Below are 17,878 nucleotides of genomic sequence, written 5' to 3' on the forward strand. Positions count from 1 at the left end.
GAGGATCGGTTGCCGGGCAGCTCTGCACGAGCGAGAAGTCCCTCGGGCTCCGGCCCGGGGGATTTTTCTTTCGTGGAGGGTGTATCAGCGCCCGGGGTGGCTGCTCCTAAGTGTGTAGGGCCCACCGGGGAACGGCTGGGGGAGCACGAGGCCCCGGGGGGGGAGCACAGGGATCAACGGGGGAAGAACGGGAATCGACGGGGGATTCCCGGGGGAACGGGGGATCGGGTCGGTCGGCCGCTGTCACGGGGAGCGACCGACCGACCCGAACCGGGTGCCCAGGTGGCCGTCAGAAGCGTCCCGAACCCCGGTACAGCTCCAGGTCGCCGTCCAGTTCGACCGCGAGGACCGTGGCGTGCGGGTCGAGGTCGGAGCCGGCCGGCGGGTCGATCCACAGCACGCCGACCGCCTCGTGCAGACCGCCGACGACCCGGTGGGCGAGCTCCGTGCCGGTGCCGAGCACCGTGACCCTGCGGACCGGCGTGACCAGACCCCGGACGCCGATCTCGGCACGCGGGATGTCGAACAGGGTGAGGTAGAGGGTGCGGCCGTCGGCGGAGAGGGTGCTGGGCCCGTAGTGGTGCCCGGCCGGCAGCCCCCGCACCGTCCCGTACACGGCCTCGGAGTGCTTACGGATCCACTCCCCCAGACCTTCGAGGCGCTCGACCTGCGGCTGCGGGATGGTGCCGTCCTCCATCGGGCCGACGTCGAGCAGCAGGTTGCCGCCGCCGCCGATGGTCTCGCTGAAGTAGCGGATCAGCTGGGTGAGCGACTTGTGGTTGTGGTCGTGGTGCTGGTAGCCCCACGAGTCGTTGATGGTGAGGCACAACTCCCAGGGCCCGGCGGGCGGTTCGATGGGCGCGCCCTGTTCGGGGGTGGCGTAGTCGCCCTCGCTGAGCATGCGGGCGTTGAAGACGACGTGCGGCGAGTACGAGCGGATCAGCGCGGCGAGCTCCGGGATGCGCCACTGCTCCTCGCTGCGGTCCCACTCGCCGTCGAACCACATCAGGTCGGGCCGGTAGCGGGAGGCCAACTCCCGGATCTGGCCGTCCCGGTAGACGATGAACCGCTCCCAGGCGTCCAGGTCCTCGTCCTCGGCGGAGCACTCGGAGTAGCGGTTGTCCTCCAGCTCCGGCGGGCGGCCCGGCTTGCGCGTGGAGGCGTAGTCGGGGTGGTTCCAGTCGGAGTGCGAGTAGTACAGGCCGACCTTGAGGCCCTTCTCGCGCAGCGCGTCCGCGTAGCCGGAAAGGTAGTCGCGGCCCAGGTTGAGGTCGCCGTACTCCGTGTCCCACAGGGCGACGCCGTCGTGGTGGCGGCTGGTGAGGACGGCGTACCTGGCGCCGGCGCGCTCGAACAGGTCGGCCCAGGCCTTCGGGTCGTACCGGGCGCCGGTGAAGCGCTCGAGCTGGGACATGTAACGGTCGTGCGGGACGATGTCGTCGTAGAACGACCAGGACTCCTGGACGCCGTCGACGGCGTAGATGCCCCAGTGGACGAAGATCCCCAACTTGGCGTCGGTGAACCAGGGTTGCATGGACACGGCTGAACTCCTCCGCAGAGCAGGGCACTTCATGGCGGGGGCGGGCGCGTGGAGTGCACGCCCGCCCCTGGGGGCCGCTGCTAGCGGCCGGTGGCGGCGCGCTCCAGACGGAGCGTCAGGATCTGGAAGGGCCGCAGCGCGATGTCGACTGCGCCGTCCTCAGCGACGACCGCCGGCTCCAGCGGTCGCTCCAGCAGGTCGGTGATCTGCGCGCCCGCGAGCGGGAAGCTCGTGCGCAGGGCGCCGGCGGCCCGACCGCCGCTCGACTCGTAGAGCCGGACGACGACGTCGCCGGACTCGTCGTCGGCGAGCTTCACGGCCTCCACGGTGATGCCGTCGCCGTCCACCGAGACGATCGGCTCGGGCGCGTGAACCGCGTCCGCTGCGTCCGCGACGTCCGCCGCGTTCGCCACCCGGAGCGGGAGGTTCAGGGCGTAGCCCTCGGCGACCGCGTCCTCGATGCTCGCGCCGGGCAGCAGCGCGTAGTTGAAGCGGTGCCGGCCCTGGTCGGCCTCGGGGTCCGGGATGCGCGGGGCGCGCACCAGGCTGAGCCGGACGGTGGTGGTCGTGCCGCCGTCCTCACGGACCGTGCGGGAGACGTCGTGGCCGTAGGTGGAGTCGTTGATGACCGCGACGCCGTAGCCGGGTTCGCCGATGTGCACCCAGCGGTGGCCGGAGACCTCGAACCGGGCCGCCTCCCAGCTGGTGTTGGTGTGGGTGGGGCGCTGGATGTGGCCGAACTGGATCTCGGCGGAGGAGTGCGGGGCCCGGATGTCCACCGGGAAGGCCGCCTTGAGGATCTTCTCCGCCTCGTGCCAGTCGATGTCGGTCTCGAAGTCGATGCGGGGGCTGCCGGCGCGCAGGGTGACGGTCTGGGTGATCGTCGAGCCCTTGCCGAAGGAGCGGGTGATCCGGATCGCGCCGACGAGCGGGTCCTCCTCGACGACCGTCACCGCGTCCGGCTCCAGCAGGTCGGTGTAGCGGTTCTGGTAGTGCTTGTCGATGTCCCAGGCGTCCCAGTAGTTGGGGAGGTCGGTGTGCAGACGCAGCAGGTTGCCCTGGTCGGCGAGGACCTCACGGTTCGCCCGCAGATCGTATACCGAAGACAGTGTGCCGTCTTCCGCGATCTGTACACGAACCAGCCCGTTGTCGAGGACACGGCCGGAGACCGTCACCGGCTGCGGCGGCTGCGCGCCGTCCGCCGGCCCCGCCAGGGGTGCGCTGCCGCTCGCGGGCACCTCGACGTACGCCGGTGCGCCCTCGGGCGTGCGGACCACCTCGGCGCGGTCGAACGGGCTGGTGTTGAACACCCGCGCCGCACCGCCGCCCGGCCGGCCCTCGCCCGCCGGGCCGCCGCCCAGCGCGGCGACCGCCTCGGCCGTCAGCACCTCCAACTCCTGGGCGACACGCGCGTATTCGGCCTCCGCCTCGCGGTGCACCCAGGCGATCGAGGAGCCCGGCAGGATGTCGTGGAACTGGTGCAGCAGCACCGTCTTCCAGAGCCGGTCGAGCTTCTCGTACGGGTAGGCGTAGCCCGGCGCGTGCAGTGCGGCCGTCGTGGCCCACAACTCCGCCTCGCGCAGGAGGTGTTCGCTGCGCCGGTTGCCCTGCTTGGTGCGGGCCTGGGTGGTGTAGGTGGCGCGGTGCAGCTCCAGGTAGAGCTCGCCGACCCAGACGGGCGCGTCCGGGTACTCCTCGCGGGCCTTGGCGAAGAAGGTGTCGGGGTGCTCGACGACGACCTTCGGCGAGCCTTCCAGGTCGGCCAGCCGGCGCGCCCGTTCCATGATCTCGCGGGTGGGGCCGCCACCGCCGTCGCCCCAGCCGAACGGGGCGAGCGAGCGCGTGCCGCCGCCCTTCTCGGAGTAGTTGCGGACCGCCCGGTCCATCTCCTCGCCGCTGAAGCGCGCGTTGTAGGTGTCGACCGGCGGGAAGTGCGTGAAGATGCGGGTGCCGTCGATGCCCTCCCACCAGAAGGTGTGGTGGGGGAACTTGTTCGTCTGGTTCCAGGAGATCTTCTGGGTGAGGAACCAGTCGTTGCCGGCGAGCTTGGCGAGCTGCGGGTAGGCGGCGTTGTAGCCGAAGGAGTCCGGCAGCCAGACGCCCTTGGTCTCGATGCCGAAGTGCTCGATGAAGAACCGCTTGCCGTGGACCAGCTGGCGGGCGATGGCCTCGCCGCCGGGCAGGTTGCCGTCGGACTCCACCCACATGCCGCCGACCGGCGCCCACTGCCCGCGCCGCACCGACTCCTGGATCCGTGCCCACACCTGCGGGTAGTTGTCGCGCACCCACTCGTACTGCTGGGCCTGCGAGCAGGCGAAGATGAAGTCGTCGTACTCGTCGGCGAGCGAGGTGACGTTGGAGAAGGTGCGGGAGGTCTTACGCTTCGTCTCGCGGATGGGCCACAGCCAGGCGGAGTCGATGTGCGCGTGGCCGACGCCGGAGACGGTGTGGGCGCTGGCGTGGGCGGGCCTGGCCAGGACGGGGGCGAGGACCTCGCGGACGGCGGCGGCGGAGCCGGAGACGTCGTCCAGGTCGAGGGCGTCCATGGCCCGGTCCAGGGCGTGCATGATCTCGTGGCGGCGCGGCTCGTGCTCGCCGAGGTGGACCATGAGCTCGCGCAGCACCTGGAGGTCGAGGTCGAGGTGCCAGACCTCCTCGTCGAGGACGGCGATGTCGGCGCGGCGGAATGTATACAGTGGACGGTCGCCTGCCGTCAGTACATCGCCCAGCAGGGTCGGCGCCGAGAAGTCGTTGGCCAGGATGTCCGGGTTGGAGGCCGCCTCGACGAGGTAGTCGATGCTCTCCCCGCCCGTCGCCGGGTTGCCGATCGGCACGTACTGGTTGAGCGGGTTGACCGCCTTGAGCGGCGTCCCGTCGGTGAGGTGGACGAGGGCCTCGGCCTGGTTGCCGGGCCAGTCGCCCACGAAGCCGAGGTCGATCACGGCCTCGACGCGCTTGCCGGCCCACTCGGCAGGCACCTGGCCGCGCATCCGGAACCAGGTGGTGCCCCAGGGCGGGCCCCACGGGGTGTCCATGGCGAAGGGCTTGTAGGCGGCGGCCGCGGCCTCCGCGAAGGGGACCGGCTCCCCCGGCGCCTGCCAGGCCTCGACCTCGAAGGGCACGGTGGCCGCGTAGATCGCGGGCTTGATGCGCTGGTTGTGGACGCGCTCGACGCGCTCCTCGATGCGGCGGCGTTCGTCATGCATGGGGAATCTCCAGAGAGGGACCACGGAGGGCGGGGAACTCGGGGACGGCTAGAGCTAGGGAGAGGGGGACGAGAGAGGAGGGAAAGCGCTTTCTCTCCCGACGGCTACTTAAGGTACGCCAGCCCGGGGTGGACGTCCTTGTACCCCTCCACCAGCCTGCGGGCCACGTTCACCGAGTCGACCAGCGGGTGCAGCGCGAACGCCTTCACGGCCGTCGTGCGGGAGCCGGACTCGGCGGCGGCCAGCACCTCTCGCTCGACGCCCTTCACCGCGCAGACCAGCCCGGTGGCGTGCTCGGGCAGCGGGGCCACGGCCACCGGGTGCGCACCGCCGGCGTCGACCAGGCAGGGCACCTCGATGACGGCGTCCGTGTCGAGCGCCGAGAGGACGCCTTGGTTGCGGACGTTGAGGATCAGGGTGGTGCGCTCGTCGCGGGCGATGGCCCGCATCAGGGCGAGGGCGACCTTCTCGTAGCCGCCGGAGAGGTCGTCGGCGTCGCGCTCGCCGGCGCCGGCCGTCTCGCGGTTCTCGGCCATGTAGGTGGCCTCGCGTTCGGCGCGGGTGCGGTCCCAGGCGGTCAGGGCCGCCGCGTCCGGGCGCTTCATCTCCTCGTAGAAACGGGCCTGCTGGTCGGCCAGGAAGGCGCCGCGGGTCTTCTCGGCCTGCTGGTAGGCCCGGACGGCTTCCCGGTTGAAGTAGTAGTAGTGCAGGTATTCGTTGGGGATCGCGCCGAGCGACTGCAGCCAGTCGACGCCGAAGAGCTTGCCCTCCTCGAAGGAGCCGAGCAGATCGGCGTCGGCGAGCAGCCGGGGCAGTTCGTCGCGTCCGGCGACCCGCAGACCGCGCACCCAGCCGAGGTGGTTGAGACCGACGTAGTCGATCCACGCCTCCTTCGGGTTGGCGCCGAGGACGCGGGCGATACGGCGGCCGAGGCCGACCGGCGAGTCGCAGATGCCGATGACACGGTCGCCGAGGTGCCGGGACATGGCCTCGGTGACGAGTCCGGCCGGGTTGGTGAAGTTGATGACCCAGGCGTCCGGGGCGAGACGGGCCACCCGCCGGGCGATGTCGACGGCGACGGGGACGGTCCGCAGACCGTAGGCGATGCCTCCGGCGCCGACCGTCTCCTGGCCGAGGACGCCCTGCGCGAGGGCCACCCGCTCGTCGTTGGCCCGGCCCTCCAGGCCGCCGACCCGGATCGCGGAGAAGATGAAGTCGGCGCCGCGCAGTGCCTCGTCGAGGTCGGTGGTGGCGGTCACCCGGGGGGCGTCGGGGACGGCGGCGGCCTGTTCATCCAGTACACGGGCGACTGCATACAGTCGACTGTCGTCGAGATCGTGCAGAACGACTTCCGTGACCCGGCCCTCGCCGCGGTCCGTCAGCAGCGCCCCGTACACGAGCGGCACCCGGAACCCGCCACCGCCGAGAATCGTCAGTTTCACACTTGCACCTTTCCTGCCACGACCACCTCGACGCCCGCCTCCTCGAAGGAGGACCGCGTCACCGGATCGACCGGCGTGTTGGTCACCACCACGTCCAGGTCCTCGGGACCGCAGACCTTCGCCATGCCCGTACCCGGGAACTTCGCCGAGTCGGCGAGCAGGACGACCTTGTCACCGGCCTTGATCATGGCCCGTTTCACCGGCACCTCGACGACCGTCGTGTCCATCACCTGCCCGCCCGGGCGCACTCCGCTGGTGCCGAGGAAGAGCCAGTCGGCGTGCAGCTGGCGCAGGTTGTCCTCGGTGAGGAAGCCGACCAGGGAGCGGTACTCGCGACGGACCATGCCGCCGAGCAGCACCAGTTCGATGCCCTCGTCGTCGGCGAGTTCCTCGTAGACCACCAGGTTGCTGGTGATCACGGTGAGCCGGCGGCCGTGCAGCTGCCGGGCCAGCCGGTAGGCGGTGGTGCCGATGTCGAGCAGCACCGACTGACCGTCCGCGACCATGGCCGCGGCCCGGGCCGCTATCGCGTCCTTCTGGGCCACGCGGACCTCGGCGACCTCGGCGAAGGGCTGGTCGCCCTCCTCCGCGACGGCGCCGCCGTGCACCCGGGTGAGCAGGCCGTCCTCCTCGAGTTTGACCAGGTCACGCCTGATCGTGGCCGGGCTCACACCCAGCTGTTCGGAGAGATCCGTCACGGCCGCGGGACCACCGGAGCGCAGGGCCCGCAGGATGAGTTGATGTCGTCGTTCTGCCAGCACGACGTGAACACTACTCGTCATCTTCAATCAAATCTATGCTCACTTCTGCTGAGGTATTGACCAATGTCGCCGATGGGCGCACGATTCCGGTCACCGAAATGAAGAGTTTTGACGAGACGTCCTGACGGCCGGCCCCCGGTCGACGGGCGGACTCGCCCGGCTCTTCCGACGAGAGGGATCTGTGGTGGACGACGACCGGCCCGAGGTACTGCTCACCGGGCTGCTCTTCTACGACCTCGTCCTCACCGGGCTCGGCGGGCCGCCGAAGCCGGGCGAGGAGATCTGGACGGCGGGCATGGGCTGCGGCCCCGGCGGCATCGCCAACCTCGCGGTGGCCGCGTCCCGCTTCGGGCTGCGCACCTCGCTGGCCACGGTCTTCGGCGACGACTTCTACGGCGCCCACTGCCGTGCGGTGCTGGCCGACCAGGAGGGCGTCGACCTGGCGCTCTCCCGGGTGGCGCGGGGCTGGCACACGCCGGTCACCGTCGCCCTCGCGCACGGTCACGACCGGGCCCTCGTCACCCACGGCCAGGAACCGCCGTACTCGCAGGACACCCTGATGGGCGACCCGCCCGAGGCGCGCACGGCTCTCGTGCACCTGGAGGCCGAACCGGTCGCCTGGCTCGCCAAGGCGGCCGCGAACGGCACACAGATCTACGCCGACGTCGGCTGGGACCCCACCCAGCAGTGGTCGACCGACCTGCTCGCCCAGCTCGCCCTGTGCCATGCCTTCCTGCCCAACGAGACCGAGGCGATGGCCTACACCCGCACCGACAGCGCGGTCGCCGCGCTGGGCACGCTCGCGGAGCTGGTGCCGGTGGCCGTGGTCACCCGGGGCGCGGACGGCGCCGTCGCGGTCGATCAGACGAGCGGGGAGTACGCGGAGGTCCCCGCGCTTGACATCGATGTCCTCGACGCGACGGGCGCCGGCGACGTGTTCGGCGCGAGCTTCGTCGCGGCCTCGCTGCGCGGCTGGCCGCTGGTGGAACGGCTGCGCTTCGCGGTGCTCGCCGCCGGGCTCTCCGTACAACACCACGGCGGCGCCCTGGCGGCCCCCGGCTGGTACGGCGTCGACCGCTGGTGGCGCTCGGTGACCGACCCCGAACTGAAGCGGGCGTACGGCTTCCTCGCCGACCGCATCCCGGCCGACGTGGGCCCGCCGGTGCGGTACGCCCCGGTCACCCCGCCGGTCCTGCGGCCCTGACCGCGACCGGGCGAGGACGACACCCCCGTATGCCCCTCGAATTGCACCCCGTCTGCAAAGACGCGAACAGATCCGAAAGGCGGTGGGAGCTGTGCAGCTCTCACGAAGAGGTCTGCTGCGCGCCGGCCTCGCCGGCACGGCGGCCACGGCGCTCGGCGGCCTGGCGACCGGCTGTGCCGTTCCGACCGGCTCCACCGGCAGGAACATGGTCATGTGGTACTGGAGCGGCGGACTGAGTCCGAAGGTCGTCGAGCAGGCCAAGACGCGCTACGACAGCAAGGTGAACCTGCAGGCGATCCAGATCGGCGGTTACTACCGTTCCAAGCTGATGACGACGATGACCGGGCGCGCCCACATCCCGGACATCGCCGGGCTCAAGGGCGAGGACATGGCCTCGTACCTGCCGAACGCCGATCAGTTCGTCGACCTGCGCACGCTCGGGGCGGAGAAGCTCAAGGACCGCTACCTGCCCTGGAAGTGGAACGAGGGCATCGCCGAGGACGGCTCGATGGTGGGCTTTCCGATCGACTGCGGTCCGGTCGCGCACTACTACCAGCCGGCCGCTTTCGAGAAGGCCGGGCTGCCGTCCGAACCCGAGGACGTCTCCAGGGAGCTGGCCACCTGGGACCAGTTCATGGCCGCCGGGGAGCAGCTCAAGAAACGCGTTCCCGGCGCTTTCATCCTCACCGACGCCCTCAGCATCTACGGCATCTCGATCAACCAGACGACCAAGCGGTTCGTCGACAAGGACCGGCACTTCATCGGCGACCAGGAGCATGTGCGCACCGCATGGGCCCGTGCCGTGGAGGCCACCCGGCGCGGACTGGTCTCGAAGATCGTCAACGGGACGCCGGACAACATCTCGGCCACCGAGCGCGGCCTGCTCCCCAGTCAGCTGAACGCCTCCTGGGCGGCCGGTGACATCAAGCTCAACACGCCGAAGACCAAGGGCAAGTGGCGGGTGGCGAGCTGTCCGGGCGGGCCGTCGAACATCGGCGGCTCGTTCCTGGCGATCACCAAGGCGTGCCGCGAACCGGAGCAGGCCTTCGAGATGATCACCTGGATGCTCGACGCGGACAACCAGGCCCAGGGCTTCGTCGACTCGGTCCTCTTCCCCTCGACGCCGGCCTCGTACGCGCTGAAACAACTGCGCGAACCCGATCCGTTCTTCGGCGACCAGATCACCATGGACGTCTTCGGACCTGCGGCGGAGAAGATACCCGTCGCCTACAACAGCCCGTTCGACGTGGCGCTGAAGACCCCGATCGACGACGAGCTGCGGAACTTCTCCGTCCTCGGCAAGGACGAGAAGCAGGCCTGGAAGGACGCCATGAGCAAGTGCCGGCGGATCGCCGACCACCTGGGGGTGAGCTACTGACATGGCTACCGCACCTGTGCTGGACACGCCCCCGCCGCCCGTCGCGGAGACCCCCGCCGTCCGCCCGTCCAAGGGCATCCTGAGCCACTGGCGGCTCTATGCCGCGATCTCGCCCTTCTATCTGCTGTTCCTGGCCTTCGGGCTGATCCCGGTCGGTTTCTCGCTGTATCTGTCCTTCCACCGCTGGGACGGACTCGGCTCGATGGAGTACGCGGGACTCTCGCAGTACCGCTACCTGGTGTCGGACAGCCAGTTCTGGGGCTCGGCCGGCAACACGCTCGTCATCTGGGCGCTGGCCACCATCCCGATGATCTTCCTGTCGATGGTCACGGCCGTGATGCTCAACTCCGCGGTCCGTTTCAAGAACGTTTACCGCTTCGCTTTCTTCCTGCCGAACGTCACCTCGATCGTGGCGGTCGCGATCATCTTCGGCTCGGTCTTCTCCACCAACTTCGGCCTGATGAACGCCGTCCTGCAGGCGGTCGGCCTGGATCAGGTGGCGTGGCTGAACACGCCCTGGGGCATCAAGGTCGCCATCGCCACGCTGATGACCTGGCAGTGGACCGGTTACAACGCGATCATCTTCCTGGCCGGGCTGCAGACGATCCCCGGCGAGCTGTACGAGGCGGCGCGGATGGACGGCGCCGGGCCCGTGCAGACCTTCTTCAAGGTCACGCTGCCGCTGCTGCGGCCGACGCTGCTCTTCGTGCTCGTCATCTCGACCGTCACCGGGCTGCAGACCTTCTCCGAGCCCCAGGTGCTGCTGCAGACCACGGACAACAACTCGTCGTTCGCGGGCGGCCCCGGTCACTCGGGCCAGACCATGGTCCTCTACTTCTTCCAGCAGACCTTCGACAACAACGACTTCGGTTACGGCGCCGCCGTGGCCTGGGGCGTCTTCCTCGTCGTCATCATCTTCTCGATCATCAACTGGCGCCTGGTGCAGCGCCGGGGCGAAGACTAGGAGGCCCCGACCATGTCGTCCATCAAGGGTTCGAACCGCCGGGGCATCGCCCTGCACATCTCACTGATCATCGGTCTGCTGCTCTCGGTCTTCCCGTTCTACTGGGCCGTGATCATGTCGACGCATTCGTCGACCGAGATCTTCTCCTATCCGCCGAAGCTGCTGCCGGGCTCGCACTTCCTGGAGAACGCCCGCCATCTCTTCGACAACGTCGACTTCTTCGGGTCGATGTTCAACTCGCTGCTCGTGGCCTGCTCGGTGACCTTCCTGGTCCTGTTCTTCGACTCGCTGGCCGCGTTCGTCTTCGCGAAGTTCCAGTTCCCGGGCCGACGTGTGCTGTTCGCGCTGATGATGGCGATCTTCATGGTGCCGGCCCAGCTCTCGGCCATCCCGCAGTTCGTGATCATGGCGAAGATCGGCTGGATCGGCTCGATGACCGCGCTGATCGTGCCGGCGGCGGCCAACGCGTTCGGCATCTTCTGGATGCGGCAATACATGAAGAGCGCGATCCACGACGAGCTGCTCGACGCCTCGAAGATCGACGGGGCGGGCTTCATGCGCCAGTACTGGCACGTGGCCCTGCCGGTCGTCCGGCCTGGTCTGGCCTTCCTGGGCATCTTCACGTTCATGGGCCAGTGGAACGACTACGCCTGGCCGCTGATCGCCCTCACCAACCCGGACAACGTCACCCTCCAGGTCGCCCTCTCGCAGCTGAACGGCGTCCACGGCACGACGGACTACGGAATGGTCATGACGGGCGCGCTGCTCGCGCTCATCCCCCTGCTGATCGTCTTCGCGATCGGCGCCAAACAGATCATCGCCGACCTCGGCAAGGGAGCGATCAAGTGACTGACCCGCTGCTGGCGCTCCGCCCCTGGAAGGCACCTGAGGTGACCTCCTGGGGGCGGCTGCCCATGAACGCCGTCGACCGGCGCTCCGGAGCACACTCCCTGGACGGCGACTGGCGCTTCCAGCTGCTGTCCGCTCCGGACGCGCCGGTCGGCGGTGCGTGGTCGTCGACGACCGTGCCCGGGGTATGGACCATGCAGGATACGGACGACCCGCTGCGGGCGACGGTCGACCTTCCGCAGTATCTGAACATCCGTATGCCGTATACAGAATTCCCTCCACTGTCGCCCGCGGACAATCCGACGGGCGTCTACGAACGGGAGATCGACGTCCCCGCCGAGTGGGCCGGGCGCCGGATCGTGCTCCAGGTCGGGGCCGCCGAGAGCGTGCTCCTCGTGCATGTGGACGGGCGGCCCGTCGGCATCTCCAAGGACTCCCATCTGGCCGCCGAGTTCGACCTGTCGGATGTCGTACGCCCCGGCGGGCGGTCCGTCGTACGGTTGACGGTCGTCAAGTGGTCGGACGCCTCGCACATCGAGGACCAGGACCACTGGTGGCACGGCGGCATCACCCGCTCGGTGCTGCTGTACGCCACCGACCCGCTGCACCTGGCCGACGTGAGCGTACGGGCGGCGGCGGACGGGGAGCTGCAGGTCGACTGCCAGGTCCGCGACGCGGGCGGGGCGCTGCCCGAGGGGTGGTACATCAGCGGGGAGCTGGACGGGCTGGCGCTGACGCAGGACGCGGAGTTCGACCTGGCCAACGCCGAGGACGAACGCGTCTCCGACTTCCTCGGCGAGGCGCGTCTGCGGGCGAGCGTGCCCGAGGTGCGCACCTGGACGGCGGAGACGCCCGAGCTGTACGGGCTGACGGTGCGGCTGCACCGCGCCGACGGCTCCGTCGCCGACTCCTCACAGCACCGGATCGGTTTCCGGGACGTGGCGATCGTCGGCCGGGACCTGCTGGTCAACGGGGAGCGGATCTTCATCCGAGGGGTCAACCGGCACGACTTCCACCCGCTGACGGGGCGGACGGTCTCGGCCGACGACATGCGGGCCGACCTGGTGCTGCTCAAGCGTTTCGGCTTCAACGCCATCCGCACCGCGCACTATCCGAACGACCCCGGGCTGTACGACCTCGCCGACGAAATCGGTTTCTACGTGGTCGACGAGGCGGACATCGAGTCCCACGACCACGCCCATGAGATCGCCGACGACCCGCGCTATCTGAACGCCTTCGTCGACCGCGTCTCGCGGATGGTGCTGCGGGACAAGAACCACCCGTCGATCATCATCTGGTCGCTCGGCAACGAGTCGGACTACGGCGCGAACCACGACGCGGCCGCGGGCTGGGTGCGCCGGCACGACACGACCCGGCCGCTGCAGTACGAGGGGGCCGCCAAGCGCGGCTGGGCGGATCCGAAGGTCGCCTCCGACATCGCCTGTCCGATGTACGCGCCCCTGGAGGACTGCGTGGCGCACGCACTGTCCGGGGAGCAGACCAAGCCGCTGATCCAGTGCGAGTACTCCCACGCGATGGGCAACAGCAACGGCACGCTGGCCGACCACTGGGCTGCCATCGAGGCCACCCCGGGTCTTCAGGGCGGGTTCATCTGGGAGTTCTGGGACCACGGCATCCTCCAGGGTGTGAACGACGGAAGACCGGTCGGGCGTGGGGGCGCCGGACTCTACGACAACGGTGTCACCACACCCGGCTACCGCTGGGCGTACGGCGGCGACTTCGGCGAGAAGGACCACGACGGCGCCTTCATCGCGGACGGCGTCGTCTTCCCCGACCGCACCCCGAAGCCGGTGATGTACGAGCACCGTGAGCTCGCCGCGCCGGTGCGCCTGCAGGGCTTCCGGCACGAGGGGCTGGTCCTCTCCAACCACCAGCACTTCCGCGGCCTGGAGTGGCTCGCGGGCGAGTGGCAGCTGTCCCTCGCGGACGGCCCGACGCTCACCGCGACCGCCGAACTGCCCGACCTGCGGCCGGGCGAGACGACCGTGGTGCCGGTGCCGTTCACGCTGCCGGAGGACGGCGGCGAGGCGTGGCTGACGCTGCGGGTGACGACGGCGGAGGACCTGCCGTGGGCGCCGCGCGGCACGGAGGTGTGCGCGCCGCAGGTGCGGTTGCGGGCGGCCGTGCCGACCCTGGACGCCGAGCCTCTCGGGCAGGTCGAGACCGCGGGGCCCGTCGAGCTCGACGACGACGGACTCCTGGTCCACCCCCTGCTGGCCGCCGCGCCGACGCTGTCGCTGTGGCGGGCGCCCACCGACAACGACGAGTTGGGCGGGATGGCGCTGCGCTGGCGGACCTGGGGCCTTGACTCCCTCGTGCGCAAGCTGGTGTCCGTCCGCCGCGACGGCGACGTGACGACCGTCTTCTCCGAGTACGCCGGCGCCACCGGCGTCGTACGGCACCGGCAGGTGTTCACGCCGGTCGAGGGCGGCATCCGGATCGACGAACAGGCCGAGCTGCCCGAGGAGTTCGACGACGTGGCGCGGGTCGGCACGGTCTTCGAGACGGTCGCCGGGCCGGACCTGCTGGAGTGGTTCGGGCAGGGCCCCTGGGAGTCGTACCCCGACCGCAGCGGCGGCGCGCCGGTGGGCCATCACTCCGTCCCCGTCGACGAGTTGTTCACTCCGTACCTGCGTCCGCAGGAGAGCGGCGGCCGGCACGGGGTGCGCAGCTTCACGCTCTCGGCGCCGGACGCCACCGGTCTCGCGGTCACGCTGGACGAGCCTCGCCAGGTCTCCGTCACGCGCTACCGCGCCGCGGACCTGACCGCCGTCGCCCACCATGACGAACTCGTGCCCCGCGCCGGCTGCGTGGTGCACCTCGACGCGGCGCACCGCGGTCTCGGCACGGCCTCGTGCGGCCCCGACACCTTCCCCTCCTACCTCGTCGCACCGGGCGTCCACCGCTGGAGCTGGACCCTGCGCGTCCTGTAACACCCGTTCTCTACACGGACTTTCCTACGGAGCACATGTGTGTACTTCGCATGCCCAAAATCCGGGCGAGGCCGCGCAGGCCGGTGCCGGAAGACGCGGATTCCTGAGGGCCACCGCCCTGCTCGGGGCCGCCGCCACGGCCGGCGCCGTGCTGCCGGCCACCGCTGAGGCCGCCTCCCCCGAGGCGGCCTCAGCCAAGTGGCGCCCCGATGCCGACAGCCGCCGCTTCACGCTCGCGGTCATGCCCGACACGCAGTACCTCTTCGACGGTCCGAGCATCGACAAGGAGCCGATCGAGGCGTCCCTGCGCTATCTGCTGGAGCACGGCCGGGACGAGAACATCGTGTTCCTGTCCCACCTCGGCGACCTGACGGAGAACGGCGCGACGAACGAAGTCGCCGCGATCAGCGAGGCGTTCGGGCTCCTCGACCGGCGCGGGGTCGGCTACAGCGTCCTGGCCGGCAACCACGACGTGAAGTCGTCGACGACCGACCAGCGCGGCGCGACCCCGTACCTGGACGCCTTCGGTCCGCAGCGCTTCCAGGGGAAGTCCACCTTCGGCGGGGCCTCCCCCGACGGCTACAACACCTTCCATCTGTTCCGGGCGGCCGGCCGGGAGTGGATGGTGCTGGCGCTGGACTGGCGGCTGTCGGACAAGGGCTACGCCTGGGCCGCCGACGTCCTGGCCCGGCACCCGAGGACGCCCGTCGTGCTGACCACGCACGAGCTGGTCGTCGAGGACGACGCACTCTCCGCGTACGGCCGGCAGCTGTGGGACCGGCTCATCGCGGACCACGACCAGATCTTCCTGACGCTCAACGGGCACTACTGGCCCGCCGGTCGGGCAACGCGCAAGAACGCGGCGGGACATGACGTCCATCTGCATCTGACGAACTATCAGAACCGTTACTTCGGCGGCGCGGCGATGATCCGCCTCTACCGCTTCGACCTCGACCGGAACGTCATCGACGTGGAGACCGTCTCCCCGTGGATCCTCGGCCGGGCCGCGAAGGGGCTCAACGAGCTGGAGCGGCAGGAGATCGAACTCAGCGGCGACGCCGACCGGTTCTCGGTCGACATCGACTTCGCCGACCGCTTCTCCGGCTTCGCCCCGGTGCCGGCCCGGGCGGCGCGTCCGGTGTCGTCGATGCTGGTGCGGGGCACGGTCGCCTACTGGCGGTTCGACGGCCACGACGACGGCACGGCGGTCGCCGGCACGGTCCGCGACCTGTCCGGGCGCGGCAACGACCTCAGTCCGGTCAGAGTCGGCGGCGGCGCGCTCACCTGGTCGTCCGACCACCACCCCGACCAACCCGGCCACGGCAGCCTGGAGTTCCAGGGCTACAAGTCGCCGCTGAGGGGTGCGTACCTGAAGACGGTCGACGGCGCCCCGCTCAACTCGGCGACTTTCAAGGCCGGTTACACCATCGAGGCGTTCTACCGGCTGCCCGCCGACTGGGACCCCTCGCACCACGCCTGGTCCGGTCTGGTCAGCCGCACCGGAACGGGCGGCGCGGCCGGCAAGACCGCCGACGATCCGGACGAGCCGATCGCCACGCTGTCCCTCTCCGACGGGCCCGGCCCGCAGTGGGCGGTCCGCCCGCTCAACCAGGAGGGGATCGCCACCAACTGGGGTGACGAGACCGCCCGGGAGAAGTGGTGGCACGTCGCCGTCGTCAACGACGGCAAGCACACCACGATGTACGTCCAGGGCTGCCCGGTGGCCCGCAATCCGCACGCCACCGCCGTCGGGCTCACCTCGGTCGGGCTGCCCTGGCTGCTCGGCGGCTACGAGTACGCGGGCCGGATCGACCAGATTCTGCACGGCCGCCTCGGTGACGTCCGCATCGTCGAACGTGCGCTGCCCGTCACCTCCTTCATGAACCACTGACCCCCTTCACGAGGATCACCGTGACCGAGCAGCAGCTGCCCGCCTGGGCCGATCCGTCCGTCTCCCCCGCCGCTCTCGACGCCCAGGGCGTGTCGAGGCGCGGACTTCTGCGCAGCGCCGGCCTGTTCGGCGCCGCGTTCGCCCTCGGCGGGGCGGCCACCCCGGCCGTCGCCGCCGCGGGCCAGGGCTACGGCGGTGAGGACCCGCGCCTCGCCTACCTCGTCGGCGACCACCACGTCCACTCCGTCTACAGCCACGACGCCAAGTACACCTTCTCCCAGCAGGCCCAGGCCGCCGCCAGGTACGGCCTCGACTGGATGGTGTTCAACGAGCACTCCAACTTCGGGCACGCCCACTACGGCGCCGCGATGGAGCACAAGGAGATCCTCAAGGCCCGCGCCGACAACCCGCGCCAGCTGATCTTCCAGGGGCTGGAGTGGTACATCCCGGCGGCCGAGCACTGCACGGTGTTCGCCGCGCCCGGCCCGCACGAGGTGGACCTGCTCACGCAGTTCGAGCTCGCCTACGACGGCAAGCTCCTGGGCTACACCGAGGGCGCGACCGGCGCGACCGACACCGCCCGTAACGAAGCGCACGCGGTCAAGGCCATCAAGTGGCTGGCCGAGCAGCGCCGCAAAGGCTACGTGGACGACGTCCTCGTCCTCGCCAACCACCCGCTGCGGCTCGGCATCGACTCCCCGCACGAGATGCGGGCCTGGCGCGACGCGGCCCCCGAGATCATGATCGGCATGGAGGGCGCGCCCGGCGCCCAGGGCGCGGCGATCCCCGGCTGGCGCGCATCGACGTCCATCCGCGGCGAGTACGAGAACAAGCCGTCGGCGCAGTCCTGGGCGGGCTACCCGGCGAACGCCTACCTCACCTACGGCGGCTTCGACTGGGCCACGGCGACCGTCGGCGGGCTGTGGGACTCGATGCTGGCCGAGGGCCGGCTGTTCTCGATCACCACCAACTCCGACAACCACCGGACCGTCTTCGACACCTGGAAGAACGGCGACTGGCCGGCCGGGCAGAACTTCGACAACACCGGCAGGCTGCCCGACCCGGTGAACACCGACACCCCGCAGGCCGGCAGCGACTTCTGGCCGGGCCAGTTCAGCCGCACCCATGTGGGCGTGACCCGCTACGGCTACCGCGCGGTGATGACGGGCCTGCGCGAGGGCCGGGTCTGGCTGGACCAAGGGCATCTGCTCGACGGCCTCGAGGTGCGGCTGCGGCGGGAGCACAGCAACGGGCGGGGCGTCACCCTCGGCGGCCGACTGCGGGTCCGCAAGGGCGAGAAGCTCACCCTGAACATCACGGTCACCAGCACCTCCCGTCCCAACCCCCAGGGAATCCTCCCGGAGTTGGCGCACGTGGACGTGATCCGGGGCGCGGTGCGCGGCGCGGTGTCCGACCGGGACGCCTGGCAGGCGCCCGACACCAAGGTCGTCCACACGACCGACGTGAGCGGCCGCAAGGGGACCTACACCCTGCGCGTCACGGTGCCGGTGGGCGACGAGTCCTTCTACGTCCGGCTGCGCGGCAGCGACGGCAACCGCAACGGAACCGGTTACCTGGGTGCCTCCGTGGACCCGCACGGCCCGATCCCCCACGACCCGGGCAACGGCGACCCGTGGGCCGACACCTGGTTCTACTCCAACCCGATCTTCGTGGACGTCGTGCGCTGAG

At 70.2% G+C, this 17,878-nt stretch carries 11 protein-coding genes; 7 read left to right on the forward strand and 4 right to left on the reverse strand.

Annotated features, from left to right (window positions below):
• Positions 1-289 precede the first annotated feature (289 nt).
• From ACWD4O_RS23495 to ACWD4O_RS23510, 4 genes are all read right to left on the reverse strand, one after another.
• Positions 290-1,540, reverse strand: coding sequence for an alpha-L-fucosidase (locus ACWD4O_RS23495; protein WP_451282486.1), 1,251 nt, complete (start codon positions 1,538-1,540; stop codon positions 290-292).
• Between the two features lie 80 nt (positions 1,541-1,620).
• Positions 1,621-4,746, reverse strand: a complete 3,126-nt coding sequence (locus ACWD4O_RS23500; RefSeq protein ID WP_451282487.1) for an alpha-mannosidase — start codon at positions 4,744-4,746, stop codon at positions 1,621-1,623.
• Between the two features lie 104 nt (positions 4,747-4,850).
• Positions 4,851-6,188: a 6-phospho-beta-glucosidase gene (locus ACWD4O_RS23505; RefSeq protein WP_351912731.1), complete on the reverse strand. Its 1,338-nt coding sequence runs from the start codon at positions 6,186-6,188 to the stop codon at positions 4,851-4,853.
• Positions 6,185-6,949: a DeoR/GlpR family DNA-binding transcription regulator gene (locus ACWD4O_RS23510; RefSeq protein WP_451282489.1), complete on the reverse strand. Its 765-nt coding sequence runs from the start codon at positions 6,947-6,949 to the stop codon at positions 6,185-6,187. The genes ACWD4O_RS23505 and ACWD4O_RS23510 overlap by 4 nt, the downstream gene beginning before the upstream one ends.
• Positions 6,950-7,133: 184 nt before the next feature.
• On the opposite strand from ACWD4O_RS23510, the gene ACWD4O_RS23515 reads away from it, so the two are divergent.
• The 7 genes from ACWD4O_RS23515 (at position 7,134) to ACWD4O_RS23545 (ending at position 17,877) form a co-directional block, all read left to right on the forward strand.
• A complete protein-coding gene (locus ACWD4O_RS23515) occupies positions 7,134-8,153 on the forward strand; it encodes a carbohydrate kinase family protein (protein WP_451282491.1) in 1,020 nt (339 codons plus the stop codon).
• A 91-nt stretch (positions 8,154-8,244) separates the two neighbouring features.
• Positions 8,245-9,531: an ABC transporter substrate-binding protein gene (locus ACWD4O_RS23520; RefSeq protein WP_451282493.1), complete on the forward strand. Its 1,287-nt coding sequence runs from the start codon at positions 8,245-8,247 to the stop codon at positions 9,529-9,531.
• Between the two features lies 1 nt (position 9,532).
• The gene (locus ACWD4O_RS23525; RefSeq protein WP_451282495.1) at positions 9,533-10,495 is read left to right on the forward strand and encodes a carbohydrate ABC transporter permease; all 963 of its coding nucleotides are present in this window, start codon (positions 9,533-9,535) and stop codon (positions 10,493-10,495) included.
• A gap of 12 nt (positions 10,496-10,507) precedes the next feature.
• Entirely contained in the window at positions 10,508-11,344 is an 837-nt protein-coding gene (locus ACWD4O_RS23530; RefSeq protein WP_351912723.1) for a carbohydrate ABC transporter permease, read from the forward strand.
• Entirely contained in the window at positions 11,341-14,298 is a 2,958-nt protein-coding gene (locus tag ACWD4O_RS23535) for a glycoside hydrolase family 2 TIM barrel-domain containing protein (protein ID WP_451282497.1), read from the forward strand. The genes ACWD4O_RS23530 and ACWD4O_RS23535 overlap by 4 nt, the downstream gene beginning before the upstream one ends.
• Before the next feature lie 37 nt (positions 14,299-14,335).
• A complete protein-coding gene (locus ACWD4O_RS23540) occupies positions 14,336-16,189 on the forward strand; it encodes a LamG-like jellyroll fold domain-containing protein (RefSeq protein WP_451282499.1) in 1,854 nt (617 codons plus the stop codon).
• Between the two features lie 20 nt (positions 16,190-16,209).
• Entirely contained in the window at positions 16,210-17,877 is a 1,668-nt protein-coding gene (locus ACWD4O_RS23545) for a PHP domain-containing protein (protein ID WP_451282500.1), read from the forward strand.
• Position 17,878 lies beyond the last annotated feature (1 nt).

The organism is Streptomyces sp. NPDC002623 (assembly GCF_053592635.1).